This is a genomic window from Thiocapsa marina 5811 (assembly GCF_000223985.1).
Classification (GTDB): Bacteria; Pseudomonadota; Gammaproteobacteria; order Chromatiales; family Chromatiaceae; genus Thiocapsa; species Thiocapsa marina.
Genome location: NZ_AFWV01000009.1, coordinates 85,903 through 111,199, shown reverse-complemented (window position 1 = coordinate 111,199; position 25,297 = coordinate 85,903). Strand labels below are relative to the sequence as shown.

The 25,297-nt window shown below is 65.8% G+C and carries 19 protein-coding genes; 8 read left to right on the top strand and 11 right to left on the bottom strand.

All coding sequences use genetic code 11. The annotated features are described in order from the left end of the window. Positions 1-306: 306 nt before the first annotated feature. Complete coding sequence (locus THIMADRAFT_RS14110) at positions 307-3,834, bottom strand: hypothetical protein (protein ID WP_233490256.1); 3,528 nt, start codon at positions 3,832-3,834, stop codon at positions 307-309. Positions 3,835-4,436: 602 nt separating this feature from the next. Between THIMADRAFT_RS14110 and galE the strand changes: the two genes are divergently transcribed. Continuing rightward, entirely contained in the window at positions 4,437-5,459 is a 1,023-nt protein-coding gene (gene galE / locus THIMADRAFT_RS14105; RefSeq protein WP_007193730.1) for a UDP-glucose 4-epimerase GalE, read from the top strand. 91 nt (positions 5,460-5,550) lie between these two features. Here galE and THIMADRAFT_RS14100 read toward each other — a convergent pair whose 3' ends face one another. The 5 genes from THIMADRAFT_RS14100 to THIMADRAFT_RS14080 form a co-directional block, all read right to left on the bottom strand. Further along, complete coding sequence (locus THIMADRAFT_RS14100) at positions 5,551-6,888, bottom strand: ATP-binding protein (protein WP_007193729.1); 1,338 nt, start codon at positions 6,886-6,888, stop codon at positions 5,551-5,553. After that, positions 6,888-7,586 carry a response regulator transcription factor gene (locus THIMADRAFT_RS14095; protein WP_007193728.1) on the bottom strand — a complete coding sequence of 233 codons (699 nt, stop codon included), beginning with the start codon at positions 7,584-7,586 and terminating at the stop codon, positions 6,888-6,890. Before THIMADRAFT_RS14095 ends, THIMADRAFT_RS14100 begins: the two co-directional genes overlap by 1 nt. An 11-nt stretch (positions 7,587-7,597) precedes the next feature. Beyond that, complete coding sequence (locus tag THIMADRAFT_RS14090; protein WP_007193727.1) at positions 7,598-7,846, bottom strand: PepSY domain-containing protein; 249 nt, start codon at positions 7,844-7,846, stop codon at positions 7,598-7,600. Between the two features lie 90 nt (positions 7,847-7,936). Further along, positions 7,937-8,239: a hypothetical protein gene (locus THIMADRAFT_RS14085; RefSeq protein WP_007193726.1), complete on the bottom strand. Its 303-nt coding sequence runs from the start codon at positions 8,237-8,239 to the stop codon at positions 7,937-7,939. A 189-nt stretch (positions 8,240-8,428) separates the two neighbouring features. Continuing rightward, positions 8,429-10,600 carry a malate synthase G gene (locus THIMADRAFT_RS14080; RefSeq protein WP_040731618.1) on the bottom strand — a complete coding sequence of 724 codons (2,172 nt, stop codon included), beginning with the start codon at positions 10,598-10,600 and terminating at the stop codon, positions 8,429-8,431. A gap of 365 nt (positions 10,601-10,965) precedes the next feature. On the opposite strand from THIMADRAFT_RS14080, the gene THIMADRAFT_RS14075 reads away from it, so the two are divergent. Both THIMADRAFT_RS14075 and THIMADRAFT_RS14070 read left to right on the top strand, forming a co-directional pair. Continuing rightward, positions 10,966-14,292 (top strand): bifunctional diguanylate cyclase/phosphodiesterase, encoded by a 3,327-nt coding sequence (locus THIMADRAFT_RS14075; protein ID WP_007193724.1) that lies wholly within the window; start codon positions 10,966-10,968, stop codon positions 14,290-14,292. After that, positions 14,289-14,837 carry a very short patch repair endonuclease gene (locus THIMADRAFT_RS14070; RefSeq protein WP_007193723.1) on the top strand — a complete coding sequence of 183 codons (549 nt, stop codon included), beginning with the start codon at positions 14,289-14,291 and terminating at the stop codon, positions 14,835-14,837. The genes THIMADRAFT_RS14075 and THIMADRAFT_RS14070 overlap by 4 nt, the downstream gene beginning before the upstream one ends. A 209-nt stretch (positions 14,838-15,046) precedes the next feature. On the opposite strand, the gene THIMADRAFT_RS14065 is transcribed toward THIMADRAFT_RS14070, so the two are convergent. From THIMADRAFT_RS14065 to ilvB, 4 genes are all read right to left on the bottom strand, one after another. Beyond that, a complete protein-coding gene (locus THIMADRAFT_RS14065) occupies positions 15,047-15,481 on the bottom strand; it encodes a type II toxin-antitoxin system VapC family toxin (protein ID WP_007193722.1) in 435 nt (144 codons plus the stop codon). Then, on the bottom strand, positions 15,481-15,729 hold the full coding sequence (locus THIMADRAFT_RS14060; RefSeq protein ID WP_007193721.1) for a type II toxin-antitoxin system Phd/YefM family antitoxin: 249 nt from the start codon (positions 15,727-15,729) through the stop codon (positions 15,481-15,483). Before THIMADRAFT_RS14060 ends, THIMADRAFT_RS14065 begins: the two co-directional genes overlap by 1 nt. Positions 15,730-16,041: 312 nt before the next feature. Then, on the bottom strand, positions 16,042-17,094 hold the full coding sequence (locus THIMADRAFT_RS14055) for a WD40 repeat domain-containing protein (protein WP_007193720.1): 1,053 nt from the start codon (positions 17,092-17,094) through the stop codon (positions 16,042-16,044). Between the two features lie 89 nt (positions 17,095-17,183). Then, a complete protein-coding gene (gene ilvB / locus THIMADRAFT_RS14050) occupies positions 17,184-18,929 on the bottom strand; it encodes a biosynthetic-type acetolactate synthase large subunit (protein WP_007193719.1) in 1,746 nt (581 codons plus the stop codon). 174 nt (positions 18,930-19,103) lie between these two features. On the opposite strand from ilvB, the gene THIMADRAFT_RS14045 reads away from it, so the two are divergent. The 4 genes from THIMADRAFT_RS14045 to THIMADRAFT_RS14030 all read left to right on the top strand — a co-directional run bounded on the left by THIMADRAFT_RS14045 (position 19,104) and on the right by THIMADRAFT_RS14030 (position 23,439). Further along, the gene (locus THIMADRAFT_RS14045) at positions 19,104-19,892 is read left to right on the top strand and encodes a hypothetical protein (protein WP_007193718.1); all 789 of its coding nucleotides are present in this window, start codon (positions 19,104-19,106) and stop codon (positions 19,890-19,892) included. A 109-nt stretch (positions 19,893-20,001) separates the two neighbouring features. Further along, on the top strand, positions 20,002-20,223 hold the full coding sequence (locus tag THIMADRAFT_RS14040; protein WP_007193717.1) for a DUF1656 domain-containing protein: 222 nt from the start codon (positions 20,002-20,004) through the stop codon (positions 20,221-20,223). A 25-nt stretch (positions 20,224-20,248) separates the two neighbouring features. Beyond that, positions 20,249-21,169, top strand: coding sequence for an efflux RND transporter periplasmic adaptor subunit (locus THIMADRAFT_RS14035; RefSeq protein ID WP_007193716.1), 921 nt, complete (start codon positions 20,249-20,251; stop codon positions 21,167-21,169). A 44-nt stretch (positions 21,170-21,213) separates the two neighbouring features. Further along, complete coding sequence (locus tag THIMADRAFT_RS14030; protein WP_007193715.1) at positions 21,214-23,439, top strand: FUSC family protein; 2,226 nt, start codon at positions 21,214-21,216, stop codon at positions 23,437-23,439. Positions 23,440-24,059: 620 nt separating this feature from the next. Here the strand turns inward: THIMADRAFT_RS14030 and THIMADRAFT_RS14025 are convergent. Further along, the gene (locus tag THIMADRAFT_RS14025; RefSeq protein ID WP_007193714.1) at positions 24,060-24,641 is read right to left on the bottom strand and encodes an HdeD family acid-resistance protein; all 582 of its coding nucleotides are present in this window, start codon (positions 24,639-24,641) and stop codon (positions 24,060-24,062) included. Between the two features lie 201 nt (positions 24,642-24,842). Between THIMADRAFT_RS14025 and THIMADRAFT_RS14020 the strand changes: the two genes are divergently transcribed. Continuing rightward, the gene (locus THIMADRAFT_RS14020) at positions 24,843-25,280 is read left to right on the top strand and encodes a universal stress protein (protein WP_007193713.1); all 438 of its coding nucleotides are present in this window, start codon (positions 24,843-24,845) and stop codon (positions 25,278-25,280) included. The last annotated feature ends 17 nt before the right edge of the window (positions 25,281-25,297 follow it).

Genomic DNA, 25,297 nt, shown 5'->3' with positions numbered 1-25,297 from the left:
CTCCGAGATCCACAGGCCGGAGATGGTCTCTCCGGCGGCGCCCGGGACGACCTATGCGTTCGATTTCGAACGGGTTGTCAGGCGTGCGCTGGAGAGCAGTACGTCGATCGACGTGCCACGCTCGAGTGCCGCGGGCCCAACGGCGGGTCAGCCCTCCGTTAGGGTCTTGGGGTCGCCGAGACGCTCGGTCCGCGTACGCTGGTGGACGCGTTTTCTGTCCTTCAGGCGCTCCTCCAGGTAATCCCCTTACGCGCATACCCGTCCGGAATGCGCGTCCCCGTCACGGCGACCGAGCGCAGGTGCGCCCTAGGCGGCCTGTCGCTCGGCCTCGAACATGATCTCCCGCGCCGGTCCAAGTGGATCCGCACCGATGGTGCCGACCAAGGCTTCCAGGTAGGCGGGCTCCTGGACCCGTGCCAGGTCGGCCTTGGCGCGCTCCAGGCGCGCCGCGGCGTCGAGACGGTCGGCCTCGTCGGCGTAGTGGCGCAGATCCATGAACTGCTGCAGATTCAGCACCATCCTCCGAGCGAGCTGGATGTCGCGCTGTTGCTTGATCTGCAGACGTTCGCGATACCAATCGGAGCTCAATAGGGACTCGCGGGTGAAGAGGTTGCGGATCAGGGGGTCGTGGACCGTTCGCCCCTGATAGTGGCCCTCCGCCATGATGTGGAGTAGGGCTGCGAGCGGCGGACAGGCGTCCGCGATGCTGCCGTCCTCGAAATAGCGCCGGGCGACGCGCTCTTGTGCCTCGCAGATGTTCTCGATGCCGTCGACGAAGACCTCCAGGCTCTGCGATTCCGGGCGCAGGATGGCCGAGGTGAAGACGGCGCGCGGGTTGTCGAAGATCTTGCCTAGAAAGTGGGCGACGAAGCGCTCGGTGATGCGGTAGCCCAGACGGCTGGCCAGTACGGTGCGGCCCTGGTGCTCGAAGTCTGCGAGGGGCTCGAGATAGTCGTTTGCGATCAGGTATTGCGGATCGCGCTCCTGCTCGGTGAGACGGGCCCAGATCTCCGGTATCAACAGCGAGACGTCGTGCGAGACCTTTACGTCCGGGCCGATGTGTCCGGCGGAACTCGAGAACCCGGCATAGCCGGTGAGGATGTAGGACACCAGGGCGTTGTTGAGATCCACGGTCGGGCGCACGGCGTTGAACGGCGCCTTGGTCAACGCCCCTTCGCTGCCGGCACCGGTCGTGGAGGGAGACTTGCCGGTGAGCGAGCAGATGAAGTCCATGAAGAGCTCCGGCAGCTCTTGGTAATGGATCGGGTTGTAGACCGCGAGCGCGCGTATGCCGGGCTCCGGCGGGTTGTTGCGCCGCCCGGTCAGGACCGCGTCGACCGGGTGACAGACCGGGATATCCAAGGGCAGCTTGCGATGGAAGCGCGCGCCCATCTCGGCGACATAGCTGCGCACGGGGTTGACCAGATCCGGGCGCACCTGAAGGTAGCGGGGGTTTTTCGACGGCTTACCGTCGACCAGCCGCGGGTGTGCCGAGGAGACCACGGCGAGGCCGTCGCGTGCTGCATGCTCGAGACGCTCGCGCATGGGTGCGGTGAAGGTCGAGAGGGTCAGAATGTCGCCGATGACGGCGTCCAGTGTCGGTCCATGCAACGGCTCGTAGTTGGCCATGAAGTTGCCGTCCTGCGCCATCTCGAGCTCGGTCTGTTTGTCGAAGCCGGGGATGATGGCATCGTCGGGACGCTGGAACAGGCGGTACTCGCAGTTACGGGCGAGCTTGAGGCTGTGTTCGCCCTCGCGAGCCGCGGCTCGACAGCCGCTGACCGCACCCGGCGGAATCACGACCGACGCGGTGATGTCGTCTTCCATCTGGATCTTCTCGGCCGCGATGAAGTCTTGACGCAGCTTGAAGGTCCGCCACTTGCTGTCCGGATCGAACCCGACGCGCAGGTAGGTCGCCACGATGCGCCGCCCGAAGGCCTTCAGCTCGTGGCCCGGCGCGCCGTCGACCTCGTCGACCGAGAAGCGGTCGCGCCACGCCTCGCCCCAGCTCGGACGGTAGAGCCGCTTGATCATGAAGGTGAGGGCCAGCAACCGCGGCGGGATCATCGTGAGCCAGGTGTTGTACTCGTGCGTATGACTGGGCGAGGGGGTCAGCAGCTTGATCACCGAGCCCAGGCTGCGCTCCGGGGACAAGGGCTTGCGCCCGGCGTCGTGGTCCTCGTGCTCGAAGCCGGGACGGAAGCGGTCTCGGTAATCGCGGTCGAAGATCTCCTGCACCCGGTCCAGATCCTGATTCAGATCGTCGACGAAGATGGGGCCGTACAGGACGGCGTCCTCCAACGACTTGGAGATCTCGGACTTGCCGCCGCCCGAGACGGTGCAGGGCTTGTGGCAGAAGGTCCCTTCCGCCTTGGTCCCGATGAGACGCCAGGACGGCGCGCCCGGGTGCTTGTGCATCTCGATCTTGTAGCCGTTGGGCTGGACGTAGATCTTGCCCGGCTGCAGGCGGATGGTTCGCGTCGTGCCGTCGTGATCCCACGTGATCCGCTGGGCGAGCAGGTCCATGCGCAGTTTTTGCGGAACGTAGACGACTTGCGGGAAGCGTTTGTCGATCCCGTAGCCCTCCGGCTGCAGGTCCATGATCGCGCCGTAGCGCTCGGCGACATCGGTAAAGGAATAGCCGGGCTCGCGCGTGGTCTGATCCACGCCGAACTCCTCGCCGTGGTTGAATCGCGGGAATGCGAGCGCGCCGCCCGAGTGCTCCTCCTCGGCCAGGCCGAAGAGGTTGGCGGCGAAGCTGATTTGTGTCTTCACCTCCTTCTTGCAGTAGCCGAAATAGTTGTCCGCCAGGATGGTGACGATGACCCCGGAGTCGTCGCGCGCGGTGATCTTGAAGGCACTGCCGTCGTTGTAGCGCTCATCCGGATCGCTCCAGCACATGCCCTCGGCGCGCTGGCGCTCCGTTGCGTGGTCACGGTGCGGCAGTCCCAGCGCCTGCTTGGTGAGTTGCGTCAGGTGCGGGGCAAGCAGCACGCAGCCGGTGTGGCCGGTCCAGTGGTCGACGTCCAGAGCGGCATCGAAATCCGCAAGATAGGGATTGCCGCCGTTGCCGAAGATGCTCTCCACGAAATCCAGGTTGGAGACGAGATTACCCGGCGCGAAGAAGCGGATCTCCATGTTCTTCTCGGGCTGAAAACCGGGCACCTCCGGGCACACCAAGGGCCGCAGCAGGAGAGAGACGAACATCCGTGCCGGCTCGCTGTGGTTCGCCGTAAAGGGGATGGTCAGCAGGTCGTCCGGCGGATCGAGCGCAGCCTCGAGCATCTTTGCGAAGACCGCCTTGGGGACCGCTTTCTTGTCGCCCGGGATCGGCAGCCCGCCTTCGGCGACGTGGAAAGACCCCTCGGTCGTGCGCCGGTCGCTCGCCGGGTTGTGCAGCACGCCTTGTGCTACGCGATAGCTCGAAATGATGTCCGAGGTGAAGACATCGCTGTCGACCGGGACGGAAAGCTCGCGGGCCAGTCCGTGACGGTCCAGGATGAAGGATTGGAAGGGCAGGGTCGGGATTCGGTCCAGCTCCAGATCCTCGAAATAGCGCCCCAGAAAGTCCTGGATCCGCCGATCTACCGGGCAGTGATACGACGATAAGAGCCGGTTTTTCTCGCGATAACTCAACAGCAGATCGTGGGCGATCTCGATGAAGCCCTCCGTCGCCGCCGTACCGCATGAGGGTTGACCGGAGGAGATCAGCTTGAAGTTGATGTAGAGATGTAGCTTCTGGCGGTCGTCGGCCGAGAGCGGTGCGCAGGGGCCGTCGGGACGATCGGCGGACGCATCGATGTGGAGACCAAGCTCGCGAATGGGATCGATCATGTCGGTGACCTGCAAGTGTTGGGCGGGGCCTGCCGCGGGGGCACGGCGCTCGTGATCGGGAGACGCGCGCACGGCCGCGTTCTGCGGGAGAGTTAAGCACAAAGGACGCCACGTGGGGCGCTCGTCGGTCGATGACATCTCCATGCGCGATGTGTTGGATATCGGCACCGTCCCCGTCGATGGCGAGACGCCCGGGCCTAGCCCCGGCCCAACGCCGCCGAGTGCGAGACAAGGGGGTGCGAGTCGGGCTCGACCCGCTTGCTGTCGGGCGTGGGAAGATGTCGACTGCAAGTCGACGATCCCGGGGGACGCCTTTCGGCGATGAGCGCCGGCGGGGTTTAGGGTCGGAGCGACGATCCGCACCCAGTAGGAAAGCCGGCGCCGCGCCCTTGGGCCGAGCGCCCGCCGCATCGATCCGGATGGAGGATCGCTCGCTCGCGCACCGTCCTGGTGCGCAACGATCCGCAAGGCACCCTCTGTCTTCGAACCCTCGCCGAAGAGGCTAAGATGGGGGATGCCTCCTGAAAGCAGGCTGTCGGAGGTATGAGCGTCGGTCGATAAAGCCACGAAAAATGTTCAAAAGCCGAAAACGGAGTGATGCGATGCGTGTTCTGGTGACGGGCGGGGCGGGGTATATCGGCAGCCATACCTGCGTGGAGATGTTGGCGGCGGGTATGGACGTCGTGGTGGTGGATAACCTCTGCAACAGTAAAGAGGAGTCGCTGCGGCGGGTTGGCGAGATAACGGGCCGAAGGCCGACATTCATCGAGGCGGATCTGCGCGATCGTGCCGCACTCGATGCGATCTTTCGCGAGCACGTCTTCGATGCGGTTGTTCATTTCGCCGGACTCAAGGCGGTCGGGGAGTCGGTCGAGATCCCGCTCGCCTACTACGACAACAACGTCGGCGGGACCATTACACTCTGTGAGGCGATGGCGGCGGCAGGGGTGAAGAACATCGTCTTCAGCTCCTCGGCCACGGTCTACGGGGATCCGGCGACGGTGCCGATCCGAGAGGGGTTTCCGTTGTCGGCGACCAATCCCTACGGCCGCTCAAAGCTCTTTATCGAGGAGATCCTGCGCGATCTTCACGTCTCGGACGCGGCCTGGAACATCGCGCTGCTGCGCTATTTCAATCCGGTCGGCGCGCACCCGAGCGGGCGCATCGGCGAGGACCCCAACGGCATTCCGAACAACCTGATGCCCTATGTCGCACAGGTCGCGGTCGGCAAGCTGCCGCGACTGCGCGTCTTCGGCGACGACTATCCCACCCCGGACGGCACCGGCGTGCGCGATTACATCCATGTCGTCGACTTGGCCCGCGGACATCTTGCGGCCCTGCATCGACTCGCACAGCGGCCCGGCGTCGTGGTCTACAACCTGGGTACCGGACAAGGTTACAGCGTGTTGGATATGGTCGCGGCCTTCGAGCGCGCGAGCGGACGGCCCGTGCCCTACGAGATCGTCGCGCGCCGGCCGGGAGACATCGCCGCTTGTTATGCCGATCCCGCCCTCGCGAAGTCGGAGCTCGGTTGGGAGGCCGAGCTCGGAATCGACGAGATGGTGCGCGATACCTGGCGCTGGCAGTCGGAGAACCCGGAAGGCTTCGGCGGCGAAACCGCGTAGGAAGCGGTCTGTGTCTTGTTTGGAGCGGATCGGCTGCGGCTGAAATCACGCGTGCCCGAGTTGGCGCGGTCCAGGATTCCAAGACCTGCGTTCACGTCGGAATCAGCAGACAGACCCGAGCGCCGCCGAGTGTCGAGACCTCGACGCCGAGGCGACCGCCGTACGCCTCGCAGATCTCGCGGGCCATGGCGAGGCCGATGCCGTGTCCCGGCACGGCCTCGTCCGCACGTGTCCCGCGTGCGAGCAGGCGCTCGGCATGCTGCGGCGGAATGCCCGGTCCGTCGTCCTCGATCGCGATGACCAGCGTTCCCTTCTCCGTGGCGGCGCGGACGATCACTCGGCTCCGGCACCATTTGAAGGCGTTGTCGAGGAGGTTGCCGAGCATCTCCATGAGATCCCCCTCGGCACCGTTGATCTGGATCTCCTCCGGGACGGCCATCGTGACCGCGACGCCTTTGTCGCGGTAGACCTTGCTCAGCGAACCGATCAGACGCTCCGCGACGCGCGCGACCTGCAGCGGCGGCGACAGGATGGCGTTCTGCCCCCCGCCGGTGCGGGCGCGTTGCAGTTGATGGGCGATGATGGTGTCCATCCGCGCCAGTTGGTCCTCCACGAGCAGGGCAGTTTCCTTCCCCGTCGCGATGTCGCCGATGGCCCCTCTGATGACGGCGAGCGGGGTTTTGAGGCTGTGGGCGAGGTCGCCGAGCGCGTTGTCGAGACGCCTCTGGCGCGCCTGCTCATGGGCCAGCAAGCCGTTCAGATTGTCGGTCAGGGCGCGGATCTCGCTCGGATAGGTGCCGAGGATCTTGGCCTGCTTGCCGGCCTCGACTGCTGCCACCTCCGCGCTCACGCGTCGCAGAGGCGCGAGTCCCCATGCGAGGATCAAGACCAATGCCGTCAACATGAGCAAGGCCATCGCCCCCAGCCAGGCCGCGAGGCTTGCGCGAAAGCGTCCGACTTCCACGTCGAAGGCGGCCGTGTCTTCAGCGACCAGGAAGACATAGTTGCGCGGAATCGACCCCGTGGCCCAAGACACGCCGAAGCCCCCGACCAGATAGTCCTCTCCCTGGCCGTCGGTCCTGAATTCGAGGCGACGTTCGCCCGGCGCGAGTGCCATGGGGGCGGGCTCGGGGATGCCGATCGCGGAGTCCGATTCCCAAATCAGACGGTCGGCCCCGTCGAAGACGCGGGCGTACAGGCCGGATGCAGGCAGGCTGAAGCGCGCTTCGGCGAGCGCGTCGGGAAAGACCAGGCCGTCGTTCTCCGCCTCCGCGGCGGCCATGAGCAGGAAGATCTGCGCAAGGAGCCGCTCCTCGCGCGAGGACTCGGCGGTGTCGCGGAAGGCCTGTTCCAGGGCGAGACTGGTGAGGAGGATGAAGACCGCGAGAACCGCCGCAGCGGAGGCGACGACACGCGCACGCAGCGACATCAGACGGAACCCGGGCGCGCGTCCTCGCGTGCGAGTGCCAAGCGGTAGCCGCGGCCGCGCAAGGTCTCGATCGGTGCAAGCGATCCGTCGGGGTCGAGCTTGCGTCGCAGGCGGCCCAGGAGGACCTCGATCACGTTGCTGTCGCGATCCTCGTCGTGCGGATAGAGCCGGTCCGCCAAGGCTTGCTTGGAGAGCACACCGCCGCGGGCGCTCGCCAGCTGCTCCAAGAGGCGGTATTCGTAGGCGGTCAGCTCGGTCGGGCGCTCGTGGATCCAGACCGACTGGGCGACGAGATCCATGCGCAACGGGCCGATGCGCAGCTCCCGAGAGGCCGCCCCGTTGGCTCGGCGGATCAGGGCGCGCAGTCGGGCCAACAGCTCCTCGGCCTGAAAGGGCTTGACGAGATAGTCGTCGGCCCCGGCCTCGAGACCTTCCACCTTGTCCTGCCAGCGATCGCGTGCGGTCAGGATCAGGATCGGCAGCAGACTGCCTTCGGCGCGCAGCTTGCGGATGATCTCCAGCCCGTTCATCCCGGGGAGGCCGAGATCGATCACGGCTGCATCGAAGGGGTATTCGCTCGCGAGGTACAAGCCTTCGCGACCCTCGCCGGTACCTTCTGCGATGGCGCCCTCGCGACCGAGACGATCGATGATTTGGCGACGCAGCTGCGCTTCGTCCTCGATCACCAAGACATGCATGAGAGTTCTCGTCAGCGGCCCGATACGAAGATGTACTTGACCTCGCCGGACGGGGTGAGGACCTTGACTTGATAACCGCCGTCGGATGGTTTGACGGAGAGCACGCGCCCGCCGCCGGTCTGGCGACGCGCCGCCTGCTCCGCTTGGGACGGGGTCATCTGTCCTTGGCCCGACTTGTCGCTACGGCCCCACGCAGTACCGGTCGTCGCGACGCCGGCGACGAGGAGCAGTAGGGCGAGGGCGAGTCTGGTCTGACGCATGGTGTCTTCGGCTCCGGGGTCCGTTCCAGCTGCGCGTGAATCTAGCACAGACGGTGCGCCCGGCCGAAGGCGTTCACGCACCGCAGCGCGTTATCTCGACTCTCCGTAACGCCTGTATCGGGGCTCGGGCGGGTTCAGGATGACCGAGCGGGGCGGGACGTAACCGCGAATGGCATGGCCTCCGTATTCGGGGGCCGTGATGGTGGTGCGGCGTTCGTGCCGATCACGGCGGTCATAGCGCTGGCACGGCCGAGCGCGATCACAGCGCCATTCTCGACCGTCGCGTCCTTCCCATCGGGAATGCTCCCGCGCCTGCGAGGTCGCCGGCGTGTGTGCGAGGATCGCGAAACCGACAGCGGAGAGAATCAACAGCGCCAGGGGTTTGATGTTCATGGTCGATCTCCAGCGAAACGACGGGCAAGGGGTAGCCGTCATGAACGCAAGAGTAGGGGATCCGAGCTGAATCGCACCTGAACCACGAGGCTGTCGACATTCCTCATCACTTCAAGCCCGCGGCGAAGCTCGCCGCTCCGCGCGCCACCAACCCGGGGAGACCGATCCTAGGCCACCCCGGGGTGCGGTCTAATGCCCTTTGAGCCGACGCCGCATTGCGTGCAGGGTCGGCTCGGTGTAGCCGTTGGGGGCTTCGCGGCCCTTGAAGATCAGGTCCGCCGCGGCCTCGAAGGCGATGCCGTCGAATCCGGGTGCCATCGGGCGATAGACGGGATCATCGGCGTTCTGTGCGTCGACCACGGCGGCCATCCGCTTGAGCGTCTCCATGACCTGCTCGCCCGATACGATCCCGTGATGCAGCCAGTTGGCGACATGCTGGCTCGAGATCCGCAGGGTTGCGCGATCCTCCATCAGGCCGACGTTGGCGATATCGGGCACCTTCGAGCAGCCGACACCCTGATCGACCCAGCGCACCACGTAGCCCAGAATGCCCTGACAGTTGTTGTCGAGCTCCTGCTGGATCTCCTCCGCACTCCAGGCGCACGCCGGGTCGAGCGGGATCTGCAGGATGGTGTCCAGGCCGGCCCGCGGGCCACCCGCGGCCAGCTCGGCCTGCACGGCGGCCACATCAACCTGGTGGTAGTGCATCGCGTGCAGGGTCGCAGCGGTCGGGGAGGGTACCCAGGCGCAGTTGGCCCCGGCCTTGGGATGTCCGGCCTTGGTTTCGACCATCGCACGCATCTCGTCGGGCATGGTCCACATCCCCTTGCCGATCTGGGCATGACCGCGCAGACCGCAGGCCAGACCGACATCCACGTTCCAGTTCTCGTAGGCCAGCAGCCAAGGCGCCGTCTTCATGTCGCCTTTGCGCAGCACTGCGCCGGCCTCCATGTCGGTATGGATCTCGTCGCCGGTGCGGTCCAGGAAGCCGGTGTTGATGAAGATGACCCGCTCGGAGGCCACCCGGATGCACTCCTTGAGGTTCAGGGTCGTGCGGCGCTCTTCGTCCATGATGCCGATCTTGATGGTGTTGCGGGCCAGACCCAGCGCATCCTCGACGCCGGCAAAGATGTCGACCGCAAGCTGAACCTCCTCGGGTCCGTGCATCTTGGGTTTGACGATATAGATGCTGCCCGCGCGCGAGTTGCGATGCGACCCGTAGGTCGGATGGATGTCGTGGAGTGCACAGGCCACCGTGACCAGAGCATCGAGCATGCCTTCAGGGATCTCGTTGCCGTCCGCATCCAGCACCGCATCCGTCGTCATGAGATGACCGACGTTGCGCACCAGCATCAAAGAACGCCCCGGCAGGGTCAATGTCCCGCCGAGCGGGGTGCGGTAGGTCCGGTCTTCGTCCAGGGCGCGATCGACGGGCTTGCCGCCCTTCTGGAAACGGGCGGTGAGGTCGCCCTTCATGAGGCCCAACCAGTTGCGGTAGACCCCGACCTTGTCCTCGGTATCGACCGCGGCGACCGAGTCCTCGCAATCCTGGATACTGGTGACGGCCGACTCGAGCAGGACGTCGGCGACGCCGGCCGGGCTGGCTTGGCCGACGAGGTGCTCGCGATCGATTCGAATCTCGATGTGCAGCCCGTGGTTGATCAGGAGAATACTCGAGGGGCATTCCGGTGTGCCGAGGTAGCCGACGAACTGACCCGGCTCGCTCGGCATGGTCTGGCTATTGTCCGGCAGGCAGACGACCAGCTTGCCGTCCTCGATCCGATAGCCGCAAGACTCGCCGTGCGAGCCGCGGGTCAGCGGCGCCGCCTCGTCGAGGAAGGCTGCGGCGCGGGCGATGACCTCGGCGCCGCGCTCGGGGTTGTAGGTCTTGCCGCGCTCCAGCCCATCCGTGTCCGGGATCACGTCGGTCCCGTAGAGCGCGTCGTAGAGGCTGCCCCAGCGGGCGTTGGCCGCGTTGAGCGCATAACGGGCGTTGCTGACCGGCACGACCAGCTGGGGTCCGGCGATCTCGGCGATCTCGGGGTCGACCCCGGCCGTCGTGACGCCGAACCCGGGACCTTCGGGCACCAGATAGCCGATATCCGAGAGGAACGCGCGGTAGGCGCCCGAGTCGACGGGTTGTCCGCGATGCTCCAGATGCCAGGCATCGATGCGCGCCTGCAGTGCATCGCGCTTGGCCAGAAGCGCGCGGTGCCGCGGGGCAAGTTCGCCGACCATGTCGGCAAAGGCACGCCACAGGTCAGACGCATCGAGACCCGTGCCCGGCAGCACCTCGCTCTCGAGCAGATCGTATAGGGGCTTAGCGACCTTCAGGCCGCCCACGTCTACGCGTTCCATCATGTTCTTCGGCATCGTCGTTGGTCTCCATCCCGCGTTTCGCGAGGACCGTCTCAGTGGGTGTAGGGCTTTCCCGCCATTCTGCCGGCGTCGTGCCGACTTGTCCGCATGCGGTCGAAAATTTGAAGGTACCGCAGGAATGCGGTCAGGGCTTTGGTCGGCTCTTGATTGTGCGTGAAATCGTGCGTCCAGACTCTGTAAGATGAAGCCCTTGTTCCGATGCGACAAGTTTATTCCGATGAATTTTGTCAAGTGAGAGGATTCGTCAGGGCAATGCTCGTTTTAGCGCCTCGGCGGAGGATCGCCGGCTCACCGGAGCCGACGCACCTTCATTCAGTCGACGCGGCACGGGTGAACCGAGGCAACCGATGAAGCAACTCTTGCGGGGGTCGCCGGCACTGCGAACCACCGTCGCCTACACCCTCTTCGCACTTTTGTGGATCGTCGTCTCGGACTGGCTGCTGAGCGCCGGTGCGGGCGATTCGGGGATTCTGCTCTGGCTGAGCATGTTCAAAGGATGGTTGTTCGTCGTGGTGACGGCGGGCTTGCTCTACCTCCTGCTGCGTCGTTTTCCCGAGGTGTCCTCGGACAGGCCCGGCGAGCCGCTCAAACGCCGTCGTCTGCTGCTCGCGATCGTCGGCTCCTTGTTGCTGATCCCCTTGTTGGCCTTCGGCTTGGTTTTGATTCACGGCCCCCAGCTCGAGCGCGATGCGTACGAGAACCTCGAGGCGATCGCCGCGCTGAAGGCAAATCAATTGGAGCAGTGGATGGCGGTTCGCGATGCCGACGGGGCACTTCTGGCATCCGACGCGGCGTTCTCTCGGCGCGTCGCCGGCCTGCTGCGCGAGCCGGATGCGGATCCATCGCTCGCCGCGGAGGTCTCGGAGCGACTCGCCGCGTTGGCGAACGCCCGCGGCTACGACGGGGTCATGCTCCTCGATTCCCGGGGTGACGTGGTCCTCGCGCTCTTGGAAAGCCACCTGCCTTCCGAGGCGCTCAAGGCATTGGCCGTGCGGGCCCGGGCCGAGGGGCGGATCCTGCGGAGCGATCTCTATCAGGACGACGAGGGCGTCGTCCATCTGGACTGGATCGTGCCGATTTCGGTCATGGATGGCGATACGCAGCGCGTGGTTGCGGCCGTTGTTCTGCACGCGAAGCCGCAAACCTTCTTTTTTCCGCTCTTCCAGACCTGGCCGACCTCCAGTCCGAGTGCCGAGACGCTGGTGGTCGATCGGGTCGGCGACCTTGCGGTCTTCATGACGGCGCCTCGGCACGAGCGGTGGTTGCCCTTGAGCCGGCAGGTGCCGCTCTCCCAACCGCTCCCGGCGACGGCAGCCCTCCAGCAGGCCGCGACAACCGGGCGGGTCCCGGGGATGGATTATCGAGGCGTTCGCGTCTTAGCCGTCTACCATCGGATCGAAGGGACCGACTGGCGCTTGATCGCGAAGATCGATCGTGCGGAGGTCATGTCCCCGCTGAAGGTCCTGGTCTTCTGGGTCAGCCTCATCGCCTTTTTTGCGATTGTCGTGGCCGGCATCCTGTCCTTCTCGTTTTGGCGTTTGCAGCAGCGCGCCCACCGCCTGGAGATGAAGGCGCAGGCCGCGGAAAATGATCGCCTGTTGACCAAGTTCTACGAGCTTCCCTTTGTCGGGATGGCCATTACCTCGCCGCTCACCAAGCAGTGGGTTCACTTCAACGATCGGCTTTGCGAGATCCTCGGCTATGGGCGCGCCGAGTTGGCCGAGAAGACCTGGAGCGAATTGACCCATCCCGGGGATCTCGACGCGGATCTAGACGAGTTCGGGCGGGTGATGGCAGGGGATTCGGACGGGTACGCGATGGAAAAGCGCTTCGTGCGCAAGGACGGGCAGGTCGTCCAGGCGGCGATCGATGTGCGCGCGGTCCGACACGCCGACGGCACGGTCAACTATTTCGTCGCGACCGTCGACGATATCGGGGAGCGCAAGCGCCAGGAGGAGCGCCTGCGGTTGTCCGCGGCCTTGTTCGAGAATACGCGCGAAGGCGTCATGGTGATGGATTGCGATCGCCGTATCGTGCAGGTCAACGGGGCGTTCGTGGCCTTGACGGGGTATTCCGAGGGCGAGGCGGTGGGACGGACATCGGAGCTCCTGAGCCCCGAGGTACATGACGCCGCCTTCTTCGAGTCACTCTGGTCGACCATCGGCGAAACCGGGCACTGGCAGGGCGAGCTCTGGAACCAACGTAAGAACGGCGAGCTCTATCCGGTGCTGCTCAACATCAGCGCGGTCAAGGACGTCTCGGGAAAGGTGATCCAGTTCGTCGGCGCCTTCTCGGATCTGTCGCAGATCAAGGAGTCCGAGTCCCGATTGGACTTCCTGGTCCACCATGACCCACTCACCCGTTTGCCCAATCGCCTCCTGCTGGTCTCGCGGCTGGATCACGCGATCGCGGTCGCGATCCGCGAAGATCAGCATCTGGCGCTGCTCTTGCTGGACCTGGATCGCTTCAAGGACGTGAACGACAGCTTCGGCCATCCGGCGGGCGACGTGCTGCTGAAACAGACCGCGCTGCGCCTTGCCGGCTGCCTGGATCCCGCCGACACGCTCGCACGTCTCGGCGGCGACGAGTTCGCGATCCTGCTCGAAGATCTCCCCGACCCGCAGGCCGCGGCCCGCGCAGCGGAGCGTTTGATCGCCGCCGTGGGCGAATCCGCGGTGCTTCCAGGCGGGGTCGAGGTACGCATCGGGGCGAGCATCGGGATCAGTCTCTGCGAGGGGCCGGGATTGAATGCCGGCGAGATGCTCCGCCAAGCCGACGCCGCCCTCTATCGGGCGAAGGCGGGGGGGCGCAGTCGATTCGATTTCTATACCGAGGATCTGACCCACAGCGCGCGACAGCGCGTGGAGACCGAGCGGCGACTGCGCGACGCCTTGGCCGAAGGGCAATTGGTTGCCCACTATCAACCCCAGGTCGAGATCGCCACCGGCCGTATCATCGGTGTGGAGGCGTTGGTGCGCTGGAACGACCCGGAGCGCGGCTTGATCCCGCCCGGGGAGTTTATTCCGCTGGCCGAAGAGACCGGCTTGATCGGCCCGCTCGGGGAGTGGGTCCTGCACGAGGCCTGTCGGCAAGGGGCGCTCTGGATGGAGGCCGGCATCGCCCCCTTGGTTATCGCGGTCAATCTCTCCGCGTATCAGCTGCGTCAAACCGATATCGTCGAGTCCGTCGCGCGCGTGCTTCGGCAAACCGGCTTCCCGGCGGATCGTCTCGAGCTCGAGCTCACCGAGAGCGCCCTGATGGAGCGCGAGGGCGACACCCTGGGTGTTCTGGAACGCCTGCGAGCGCAAGGAATCAGGATGGCGGTGGACGACTTCGGAACCGGCTATTCCTCCTTCGCCTATCTGCGCCGGTTCCGCCTGGACCTGTTGAAGATCGACAAGCGATTCATCGACGAGATCGACCAGCAGCCCGATGCCCGCACCATCGTCGACGCGATCATCGCGATGGGCCATGCCCTCGGATTGCAGGTCTTGGCCGAGGGTGTCGAGACCCGATCCCAGCTCGATATCCTGCGCGACCAAGGCTGCGATCTCTTCCAGGGGTATCTGAAGAGCCGGCCCTTGGATCCCGACGCCATCACCGCGCTGCTGCGCACCGATTCGGATCGCCCCTTGCCTCTGCAGGCTGCGAGCAGGCAACGGCTTGCCCGGTGACGGACAAGCTCACCCCGGCCCAGCGCTCGCGCCTCATGGCCCGAGTCGTCGGTAAGGACACCAAGCCCGAGTGGATCCTGCGCTCCGCGCTGCATCGGCTCGGCTTTCGGTATCGACTGAGCGGCGGCGGACTGCCGGGCCGTCCGGACCTCATCCTGCCCAAATACCGCGCCGTCGTCTTCGTTCACGGCTGCTTCTGGCATCACCATGCCGACTGCAAACGCGCGACCGTTCCGCGCACCAACGCGGCCTTCTGGAAAGAGAAGCTCGAGCGCAACGTCGCGCGCGACGCGGAGGCCGTCGCCGCGCTCGAGGCCGCGGACTGGAAGGTCATCGTCGTCTGGGAATGCGAGCTGTATCGTGATCCGGTCGCCGCTGCGTCTCGCGTTGTCGAGGCATTGACCGAGGGAGCTGTCGTGCCCGAGGGTGGCGGCTGCGATATCGGGGCACTCGATCCCCGTCGGTTACTGCGGGTCGCCGAAGAGAAGCGACGCTATCGGATCGGCCCCAAGCCACTCGACGAGGATCCGGATCAAGACGGGTGAGTACATGAGCCATGCGACCGTCCGGACGCGACGCCGGCGATCGTCGCGAAGCGCCAACATCCCGGGATCGACGACTTGCAGTCGTCCTCTTCCGCTGTCATGACGGCCAGCGGATTTGGGCCCAACTCAAGGGGTCACCGGGTCGTAGGGCGGAACGCGATAGCGGTTCCGCCATTTCGCCGGGCGGGTGATGGCGGAAATCAACGCTGTTACGGGGCCGTAAGAAAGTCGGTTGTCACGCCGTGGTGGTTTGCCGCTGCGGCCAGTCCGGCGTCGAAGGTGGCCAGCCGGGTCCCCAAGCGTCTGCATACGGCGAGATGCAATGCATCGCCAGCTCGCAGCGCAACCCCGCTGTGACCTGACATTTCCGCAGCGACATCGAAATCCGCTGATTCGATATTCACCACGTCCAGGCGCAGTGCGCTGAAACGGCGAAACATGGTCAGTGCGGCGTTCTGCTCGCTCGTCGTAATCATGCCGGTACGCACCTTGATCGCCAGTGCGGAAGAGAATTCCGTGGTGACCCAACGCGAAATGAGCCAAGGCTCATCGCCGCAGCCGGTCAAATAGGTCTTTGCGGCCGCGGTCCCGGCCTCACGAATCAGGGCGGCTACCAGCAAAGAAGTGTCGAAATAGCGCCGCATCAGAAACGCGCGTCGGTCCGCATTTCACCGACAAATTGACCGGCATCCATGCCGACATGCATGGGTTGCCCATCGACGAATGCGAATAGCTCGGCCATATCGAACTGCGAGGACCTGGCAGCGGGTTCGGCCACAATGCGCGCGATCGCAACACCGCGCCGCGTGATGACGACTTCTTCGCCCGCTTCGACTTGGGCCAGCACGGCAGACAATCGGGCCTTCGCTTCCGCTACGCTAAGTATCTGCATGAGCACCTCCACGCGAGTTGGTCATCGGACTATATCATGACGGAGGTTAGGCGCGCCGTGACTCGCTCGAAATTTCGGCCACGGGGGATGCGTGACACCGCGGAGCGGGTGTCACGAGTCCGTTAAGGTTTGGTTGGCCATGGTATTAAACCGCGCCCGGTGCGGTATGCGTCATTTGTGGGCGCGGTTTAAAGTACTCAAAAATATTAAATTCTAAACCGCGTCTCGCCGGTATCGAGGACATCTCCGAAGCCAAAAGCAAAATGAAAACTACGCATGTTGCTCTGGACGCGGTTTAGCCGGCTTTGCCCGTCAGCGCTTGCCGCCGAACAACCGCCCGAAGAGCCCCGATGCGGGTGCTTTAGCGGGCGCTTGCGCGGCCAGAGCGCTCGCTGCCTCGGCGGCGGCCTTCGCATCCTCGGACTCGGCGGCTTGCCAGGCGGTGCTCAGGGTCTCCCAGCGGGGATCGGCGCTGTCCAGGCTCCAGGCCCGGATGTGCTTGTCGACGCTGCCGGAGTAGAGCCACTTGCCGTCGGGGCTAAAGGCGACGCAGTAGACGTCCTTCTCGTGTCCGGTCAGGCGCGTCATCTCCGCGCCGGTGACCGCGTCCCACAGAACGATCGTCTTGTCCGCGCTGCCCGAGGCGATCATCTTTCCGTCCGGGCTGAAGACCGCGCTCCAGACCGGATAGGTGTGCTCCTCCATCTCCATGATGAGCCCGCCTTTCTCGAGGTCCCATAGACCGATCGAGCCGTCGACGTTGCTGAGCAGGAGCCGGGTGCCGTCCGGGCTGAACTGGGTGCTGTTGATGCCGTTGTTGACGACGTCGAGGCGCAGCAGCTCCTCGCCCGAGTCGACATTCCAGACCGCCATGGTGCAGTCGCGGCTGCCCGAGACCAGGCGCGTGCCGTCGATGGAGAAGACCACGCCCTGGACGTACTGGGGATGTCCCTCGATGGTGCGCACCAGGGTGCCGTCGGCGGATCTCCAGATGCAGATGGTGCCGTCTTCGCTCCCTGAGGCCAGCAGCGCGCCGCCGGGCTGGAAGTCCACGCTGTAGACGAGGCTGCTGTGGCCGCTCTTGTTCCAGAGCTCGGCGCCGGTGGCGACGTCCCAGAGTCGCACGGTGGTGTCGGTCCCGCCCGAGGCGACCCAGTGGCCGTCCGGGTGGAAGCGCACGGTGTAGACGCGCCCGTCGTGACCCTGCATCTCATGCTCGACGCGTCCCGCGGCGACGTCCCAGATCTTGACAAGGCTGTCCCAGCTTGCGGTCGCCAGGCGCTGGCCGTCGGGGCTGAGGGCAAGTCCGTAGATGGTGTCCGTTGCGGCCGTGCGGGGCACGGAGCGCCAGTGTGGGGTAGGCATCGCGGTCTCCTTTTGACTGATGCGAATGGATTTTAAACCGCGCCCGATGCGGTATGCGGTGTTTGGTGGATGGGCTCGGCCGCGCCGGCTCAGGACTCGATCATCTGATCGAGGCGATGACCGGGGCGCACCATGGGGATGACGTTCTCGGCCTTGTCGACCCAGACATCGACCAGGACCGGGCCGGGCTCGGCCAGCGCTTGGGCGACGCCCTCGCGCAGATCCTTCGGATGCTTGATGCGCTGGGTCTTGAGGCGTGGGTAGACATATTTGAGGCCGGTGAGGTTCGGGATCTGACGCCGACAGGTCTGGTCCAGGTCCATACAGTCCGGGTCGCAGCTCGCGTCGCGGGCGAGACAGGTCTCGTAGTGATGACCCTCGTCCATCATGTCTTCCCACTGGCGGACCATCCCGAGAAAGCTGTTGTTCAGGACGAAGATCTTCAGCGGGATTCGGTTGGCGACCAGGGTGCCGAGCTCCTGGATGTTCATCTGAAAGCTGCCGTCGCCGTCGATCAGGACGAGCGGATGGGCCGGGTCGGCGAACCAGGCGCCGATCGCTGCCGGCAGGCCGAAGCCCATCGTCCCGAGCCCGCCCGAGCTGACCCACTGGCGCGGCCGGCGGAAGCGATAATACTGCGCCGACCACATCTGATGCTGGCCGACACCCGTGACCAGGGTCGCGTCGCCCGCCGTCAGCTCGGAGATGATCTCGACGACGGACTGCGGTTTGATGTACTCGGACCGGCCGTAGGGCTTGGGCATCTGCTCGCGCCACTGCGCGATTCGGGCGAGCCAGTCGGCATGGTCGGCGGCCTGACCGGCGGTCAAGGCATGTTCGAAGAAGTCACCGAGCTCCGCGACCAGATGCAGATCGGTCGCAATGGTCTTGTCGATCTCCGAGGGGTCGATGTCGACGTGCGCGATGCGCTTGCCCGTGGCAAAACCCTTCACCGCGACCCGGTCGTCGAAACGTCCGCCGAGCGAGAGGATCAGGTCCGCGTCGCGCAGTGCGTAGTTGGCCGGGATGGTGCCGTGCATGCCCGGCATGCCGAGGTTGTGCGGCAGCTCGAAGGGCAGGGCGCCGAGCGCGTTGAAGGTGGTGGTGACCGGGACGGCGAAGCGCTCGGCGAAGGCCAGCAGAGCCGGCGCCGCGTTGGCATGGATGATCCCGCCGCCGGCCTTCACCACCGGGCGCTCGGCGGCGGCCAGTGCGGCGAGGATGGCGTCGGCCTTCAGCGGGTCGAAGGCGAGCGGCTCGCGATGACGGATGCGGGGCGGGTTTTGTCCGCTCGGATCTCGGCTCGTTTGAGCGAGCTGCACGTCCTTGCAGATGTCGACCACGACCGGGCCGGGCCGACCGCGGGTTGCCAGGGCATAGGCCTCGCGCAGCACCCACTCCAGGTCGCGGATATCCTTGATCAAGTAGTTGTGCTTGGAGATCGGCCGCGTAAAGCCGACGGTATCGACCTCCTGGAAGGCATCGGTGCCGATCGCCGCACTCGGCACCTGGCCGGTGATGAAGAGCGTCGGGATCGAGTCCTTGTAGGCGTCCGCGATGGGCGTGGCCAGATTGGTCGCGCCCGGTCCGGAGGTGGCGATCGCCACGCCGACGCGTCCGCTCGTCCGTGCATAGCCTTCCGCGGCATGTCCGGCGCCGCCTTCCTGACGGCAGAGGATGAACTTTGGTGCCGGGTCGCGCCGACGCATCCGTCGGTTCAACTCGACGTGCAGGGGGATGACAGCGCCGCCCGTGTGGCCGAACAGATACTCGACCCCGAGGTCGGTCAGGACATCGAAGAAGATGGCGGCTCCGGTTCGGGGGGCATGGCTCATAGGGCGAACGACCAGGGATCAGGGTCTAAGAAGCCGTTAATCATACCCTCACACGGCCCAAAGGGCAGGATGGATCGCCAACCGGGCGGGGCTTTCGGGTATCCTCCGCGCCTGGTCGGTCACCCTGCGGGTCAGGTTGCCGGGACATGAAGAATCGCCATGAGGATGCTGTACATGCAAGCGATCGTTGAAGGGCTCAAAGGGCTGCTCGAAACGCTGAGATCTCTGAACTACGAGCGGCTTTTCGTCGTCTCGGTCGTGGTGGCGACACTGGCGGGATCACTCTATATCTATCTCGTGGACGTTCACTTCGCGCCTGCGCCGGACGAGGCGCAGGCCGTCGATCCTCTGGTCGCGGACCGGCTCGCGCCGATCGGGCGTTTGACCCTCGCCGAGCCCGTCGTTGCCGCGCCGGCCGTCGAGCCCGACGAAGCCGTGGCCAATGCAGCAACGGGTCCGGCAGCGAGCGTACCGACCGAGGCGCCTGCCGAGGGTGTCGTCACCGACACGTCCGCATCCGATGCGGGATCGACCCGAGCCGCGGCGACCGTGGAATCGCCGACGGAGCCGGCGATGGATCCGATCGCCGCAGGGGACGCCGTCTCGGCGAACCCGGAGGAGTCGCCGCATGCATCGACCGAGGCGGACGGCGCGGCCCCGGTTGCGCCGGAGCCTCCGGTTCCGTCCGCGGATCGGCCGATGACCGGCGCCGCCGCAGTCGCGGAGCTGCCGGGCCCGGTGCAGGCTTATCCCCCGGTTCCGCCGGGCTACATGCCCATGCCGGCTCCGGGATATGCACGGGGCTATCCGCCGTATCAGGCGCCTCCCGCGGCGGCTCGGCAGGCTCCCGGTGTGCCTTCGGGGTACGGTCCGGCTCCCTATCGGGGCTATCCGCCGACCCTCTACGAACGCTCCGTGGCGCCGCCGAACGGCTATCCGCCGCCGCAGGGCTGGGCGCGCTGAGGTGTCGCGTGCCGGGTTCGGGATGGTCACGGGGCGCGGATCCGTCGCCGCCGATGGTTTCCCCCGAGACCGGCCGTCGAGCACGGCAGGATGACCGATCGAGGGTCTCATGAGCGCTGTTCCCGTCGAGTTGAGTCTGAACGGCGTCTACTATCCGCCTTGGCTGCTGGCGGGACTGCTCGGCCTGGTTTTGGCGATCGGTCTCGCCGAGTTCGCCAACCGCACCGGGCTGAGTCGCTTCGTGTGGCATCCGCCGCTCTTCTTCACCGCACTGGTCGTCGCCTGCACGGTTTTGGTCGGCACGGCCGTGGTGCCGTCGTTTTTCGGCTGACCGACATCCATCCGGGCAAAGGCAGATGAGCAACGCGAACGCCAAGCAATGGATCCTGGACAGCGTGCGCGTGCTGGTGACCCTATCGATGGTCGGCATCGCCGGCGGTGCCGTCTATTGGGCCTGGCAGCAGGGCAAGGCGCATCCCTGGACCCGCGACGGGCAGGTTTTGGCGAACGTGGTGCATGTGGCGCCCCGGGTGGGCGGTCAGGTGACCGCCATTCATGTCGTCGACAATCAGCGGGTCGCGACGGGTGACCTGCTGTTCGAGCTTGATCCGCTGCCCTATCGACAGGCGTTGGCGCAGGCCGAGGCCGACCTCGCCTTGCGGCGCGCCGAGGCGGCCGAGGCCGGGCAGGGCGCGGAGTTGCCGTCGGGCGGCGCCGCCTGCGCCCAGGACGAGGGGATCGAGCAGGCGCCTTCGGCAGCAAAGGATGCCGCGGTTCTCGCGGCCGAGATCGCCTTGACGACTGCGCGGACGCACCTCGACGACACGCGCGTGACGGCGCCTGTCGACGGCTATGTCACGAATCTGCAGCTCGGGGAAGGCACCTACGCGGACGCCGGCGTGCCGCAAGTGGCGCTGGTCGCCGCGGACTCCTTCCGCATCGAAGCCTATTTCAAGGAGACCGATCTGCCCGATATCCATATCGGCGACCCGGCCGCGGTGACCCTGATGGGCTATCCGGACCGGCCGCTGGCCGGTCGTGTCGAGGGCATCGCGTTCGGGATCGGGCGCCGTCACTCGGCGCCCGGCCCAGGCGATCTGGCGCAGGTCGAGCCCATGTTCGAATGGATCCGTCTTGCGCAGCGGATTCCAGTCCGGATTCGTCTCGACGCGCCTCCGGACGGCATCGTGCTGCGCGCGGGTTTGACCGCGAGCGTCGCCGTCAATCCGAGCGCCGTGATCGTGGACGCGACCGGCGCCGTCCTCGACTCCGACTGACGGGGCGAGCGGCGCACGCCTGTCCACGGAGGACGTCGCCCACCATGCCGATCGCGCGCACCTGGAACCCCGCCGCCGCGCTCAATGCGCTGAAGACCACGCTCGGCGTCACCCTCGCCTGGGGTATCGTGCTCTGGCAGCAACTGCCGGATCCCTTCCTCGCGCCGATCGCCGTCTTGTTCCTGCAAACACCTTATCTCGGCGCATCCCTGCAAAAAGGGTTGATGCGCGTGCTCGGTACCTTGGCCGGGGCGCTGCTGGTGCTCGTGCTCCTGGCGTTCCTGATCCAGGACCGCTGGGCTTTGATCGGCGCGCTATCCCTGGTGGTCGCGGTGTCGATCTACATGATCCGCAACAGCCGCTACGGGTATGCCTGGTTCATGCTTGCGGTCACCGCGGTGATCATCGCCGGGGATGCGTCCCTGGAGCCGAGCATGGCGTTTGCCAAGGCGGTCTCGCGCAGCACCGAGGCGCTGGTCGGCATCCTGGTCGTGCTGGTGATCAACGGACTGCTCTGGCCGCGTACCGGCGGTGCCATCTATAACCGTGCCTATCGCGATGCGCTCGCAGGGCTCGCCGAGCAGATGCGCCGACTCGGCGAGGCCGTGTCCCCCGGCGCGGACGGGCGCCTACCGCAGCCGCCGAAGGCGCTGCGCGGTGCACCCGTGCAACTGCGCGAGATCCTCGCCGCGGCGGCGCTCGATAGCGGCGGTTTCCGGCGCCTGCGACGCACCTACGAGGCGCAGATCGACGGGCTCGCCGCCGTGCTCGGCTCGCTCATGGCCTTCGGCGAGAACCTGCGCTTGGCCGCCGAGGGCGAGCGGGCCTTTTTGAGTGCCCCGCATCGGCGGGTCTTGGGTCGCGCGCTTCTCGATCTCGCGGCCGCCGTCGAGGGGATCGAGAAGGATCCCGGCACCTTCACCGGACCGTCTCCGGCACACGCCATCGGCGCTGCTCGGCAGTGTCTCGGTCGTCTGGCCGCGGACCCCGGGCACGAGGCGCAGGCCGTCGCCGAGAGTGCCGTGCTGCACGCGACCGCCTTTGCCTTGAAGGGGTTGATCATGCGTGTGGAGGGTCTGGCGGATGCGGCCGCCGCCCTGGCCGCCGGGCGCTCGCTGCCGGCCTCGGTGTTGGCCGCGGAGGTCCGCCCGCTGCTCCGCGAGCGGATGGCCCGCGCCCTGCCCAACGCCTTGATCGCTGCCGCCGGCTTCTGGTTGATGGCCTTGCTCTGGATCGAGCTGCAATGGCCGCCGTTCGGCGTCATCGGGGCGACCATGGTCGTCGTCGTCATCGGCGTCGAGACCTTGGCGAATGTCCCCGTTCACCGGCGGGCGCGCCGGCTCGCGATCGGCGGGGTGGCGGGAGCCCTCCTGACGGCGCCCGTCTATTTCGCGGTCATGCCGCAGTTGGACGGTTTCTTCGCCCTTTCGCTCGTGCTCTTCGTCTTCTACTACCCGATCCTCTACTTCTTCCACGCCCTGCCGCAGCCACGCAATCTCTTCTTCCTGGGTGCCGGTCTGATGGCGATCCTGATGGTCCAGCTCGAGCCGGCTCAAACCTACAGCGCCGCCGGCTATCTTGGACTGGCGCTCAGTATCCTGACCGGCTTCGTCGTCGGCATCGTCCTGCTCGGCATCTTCGGGGGCAGGGCGCCTCGAGAGCATCTGCGCCGAACGCTGAAGGATCTGATCGGGACGCTCGACCGCGCGCTCGGGGAGCTGGCCGATCGCAATCGCTCCGACTTCGCCGAGACTCTCGCGCGCTACGAGCAGCGTCTGCGCGCCGAGCTTCAGTCGCTGGCCGAGATCGTTCCGATGGCCGACGCGGCCCATACGCCGGCCAACGACCGGGAGCGGATCGATGCGCTCTTGGAGGCTGTGGAGACGCTGCTGATCCGCGTGGGTGCGCTCCAGCGGGCGCGTGCCCGTTGGCGCGAGGAATGCGGTGCCGACCGAGAAAACAACTGCCCCCGAACGGACTTCGGCCGGCACTGGCGGGAGGCATTCCAGGTCACCCTGCGCGAGCTCCTGCGCAAACTCGATCAACCGCGTCACCCCGTCAGTCTCGACGCGCTCGATGCCAATCGCGACGCCGCCTTGTCGGAGGTCGCACGGGTCGACGCCCTGCGCCGGGGCAGCGATCCGCCGCCGGGCGCCGTCTATATCCTGGGGATCGCGGGTCACTATATCGGGGTCGCGCGCGGATTGCGGACGTTGGCCGGGGCGCTGGACGCGATCGACTGGGAAGCCTGGCGGGTGCCCCGCTTTTAGGCGATTTCCGGGAACTAAACCGCGCCCAGTGCGGTATGCAATGTTTTTGGATGGGATCGGCCCCGGCGGTTTTTGACGACCGCTGGAGATGGCGCGGTTTAGGAGATTAAAAAATAAATCATTTTAAATCGCGTTCACGTTGAGGGTCGTGGATGCACCAAACGCCGAGATCACTCGAAAGAAAGGATCTCGCTCTGGACGCGGTTTAACATCCCAACTGCACATCGGATTCGCCGGACGTGATGCCGACGGTCGTCGCGAAGCGGCGACATCCCCCGGGATAGACGACTTGCAGTCGTCCTCTTCAGCCGGCCAGACGGCACGCGAGGTCGCGGTCAACGCGACGCACTCGGGAATCGAGCCGAACGCGCTTTGGCAGTGGTTTCCGCTGTGCCGATCCGTTCGCGATCGTCCGCTCCTTCCAGGCGTTGCCTAACCCGATGGTCGTGCGAGCAACACTCGTGGAAGAGGACGACTCGAATCGCTTCGGTCCCTTGTTCTGCGGATGGTTGTGATTGGCGCAGGTTGGGCCTCGCTGTCGCTCGGCCCATTAACCTAGTACCCCCGTTCCACCCTATTTTGCGAGCATGCAAAATAGGGTGGAACGGGGTACTAGGGCACTAGGCCGCGAGCTTGCCTGCGCGACGCGCGGCGAGCGCGACGAAGAGATAGGCCCAACCGTTGAAGATCAGCTCGATGGCGACGAAGAGGCCGATGACCCACATGCCCGACATCGGCCACTTGGCGATAATCATGGCGCCGAGCGCAATCGAGATCAGGCCCGCCAGCACCAGCCAACCCCAGCCACTCTGTCCCCGATGCTGAAGGGCCATGATGACGCGCGACACGCCGACGGCGATCAGCACCGCGGCGAGCGCGAGGGTGAGGGTTTCGGAGGCCAGAAGGGGGTCGACGACGATCAGCAATCCGCCTGCGATGTAGAGAAGGGCGATCAAGATGTGCCAGAGTGCACCCTTCCAACCCTGGCACTTGAAGGCGTCGATGAGCTGAAAGGTGCCGCCGACGATCAGGAGTGCGCCGAAGAAGACGACGCTGATCAGGGTGAGTCCGAAGGTCATCCCCAGTCCCACGGTCCCGAGGATGATGGAGAGGATGCCGAATGCGAGAAGCCATCCCCAATTCCGGCTCAGATCGCCGAACAGGGGGTGCTGCGAGACGGGCGTATTCTGGTCGTTCGCCATGCTTGATCTCCTATAATGGCACTTGCCTCGGTAGGCGGTGTCGGATTTGCGAACGGTCTCCGGTCCACGACTGCGGGCTCGGAGCCGCCGCAGAAGGATACGCCGCTCTGCGCGGCTAGCCTATAAAGACGTGATGAGGGTAAGTCCCAGTGCGGCTCGCTCGGACCCCTCGGTCAGGATGCTCAACGGAGATCAAGCTGCATGGTTTCACATTACAACATCATCATCGTCCCGGTGGATGGTTCGGAGGGTGCCGCGCGCGCTGCCGTGTTCGCCGCTGATCTGGCGCGCGCCACGGACTCCCCGATTCAGCTTCTGCACGTGTTCTCCCCGACCAGCAACGAGCTGATGGGCATGGCGCATCTCCCGCGCACGGAGATCGACACGATCAGTCACGAAGCGGCCAACATCGCCTTTGCCAAGGCGCGGGAGGCGATCGGCAACGCGGACGATCTGAGGATCGAAGAAAAGAGCGTCTGGGGCGAGCCGCGCGAGGAGATCGTCGCTGCGGCGGAGGCGACCGATGCCCTGATCGTGATGGGCCGTCGAGGACTCGGCAAGATGCAGAAGCTCATCATCGGCAGCGTCTCGGACGCGGTCATCCGCACGGCGCATCGGCCGGTAACGGTGGTGAGCTGAGCAGCCAGCCTCCAGCT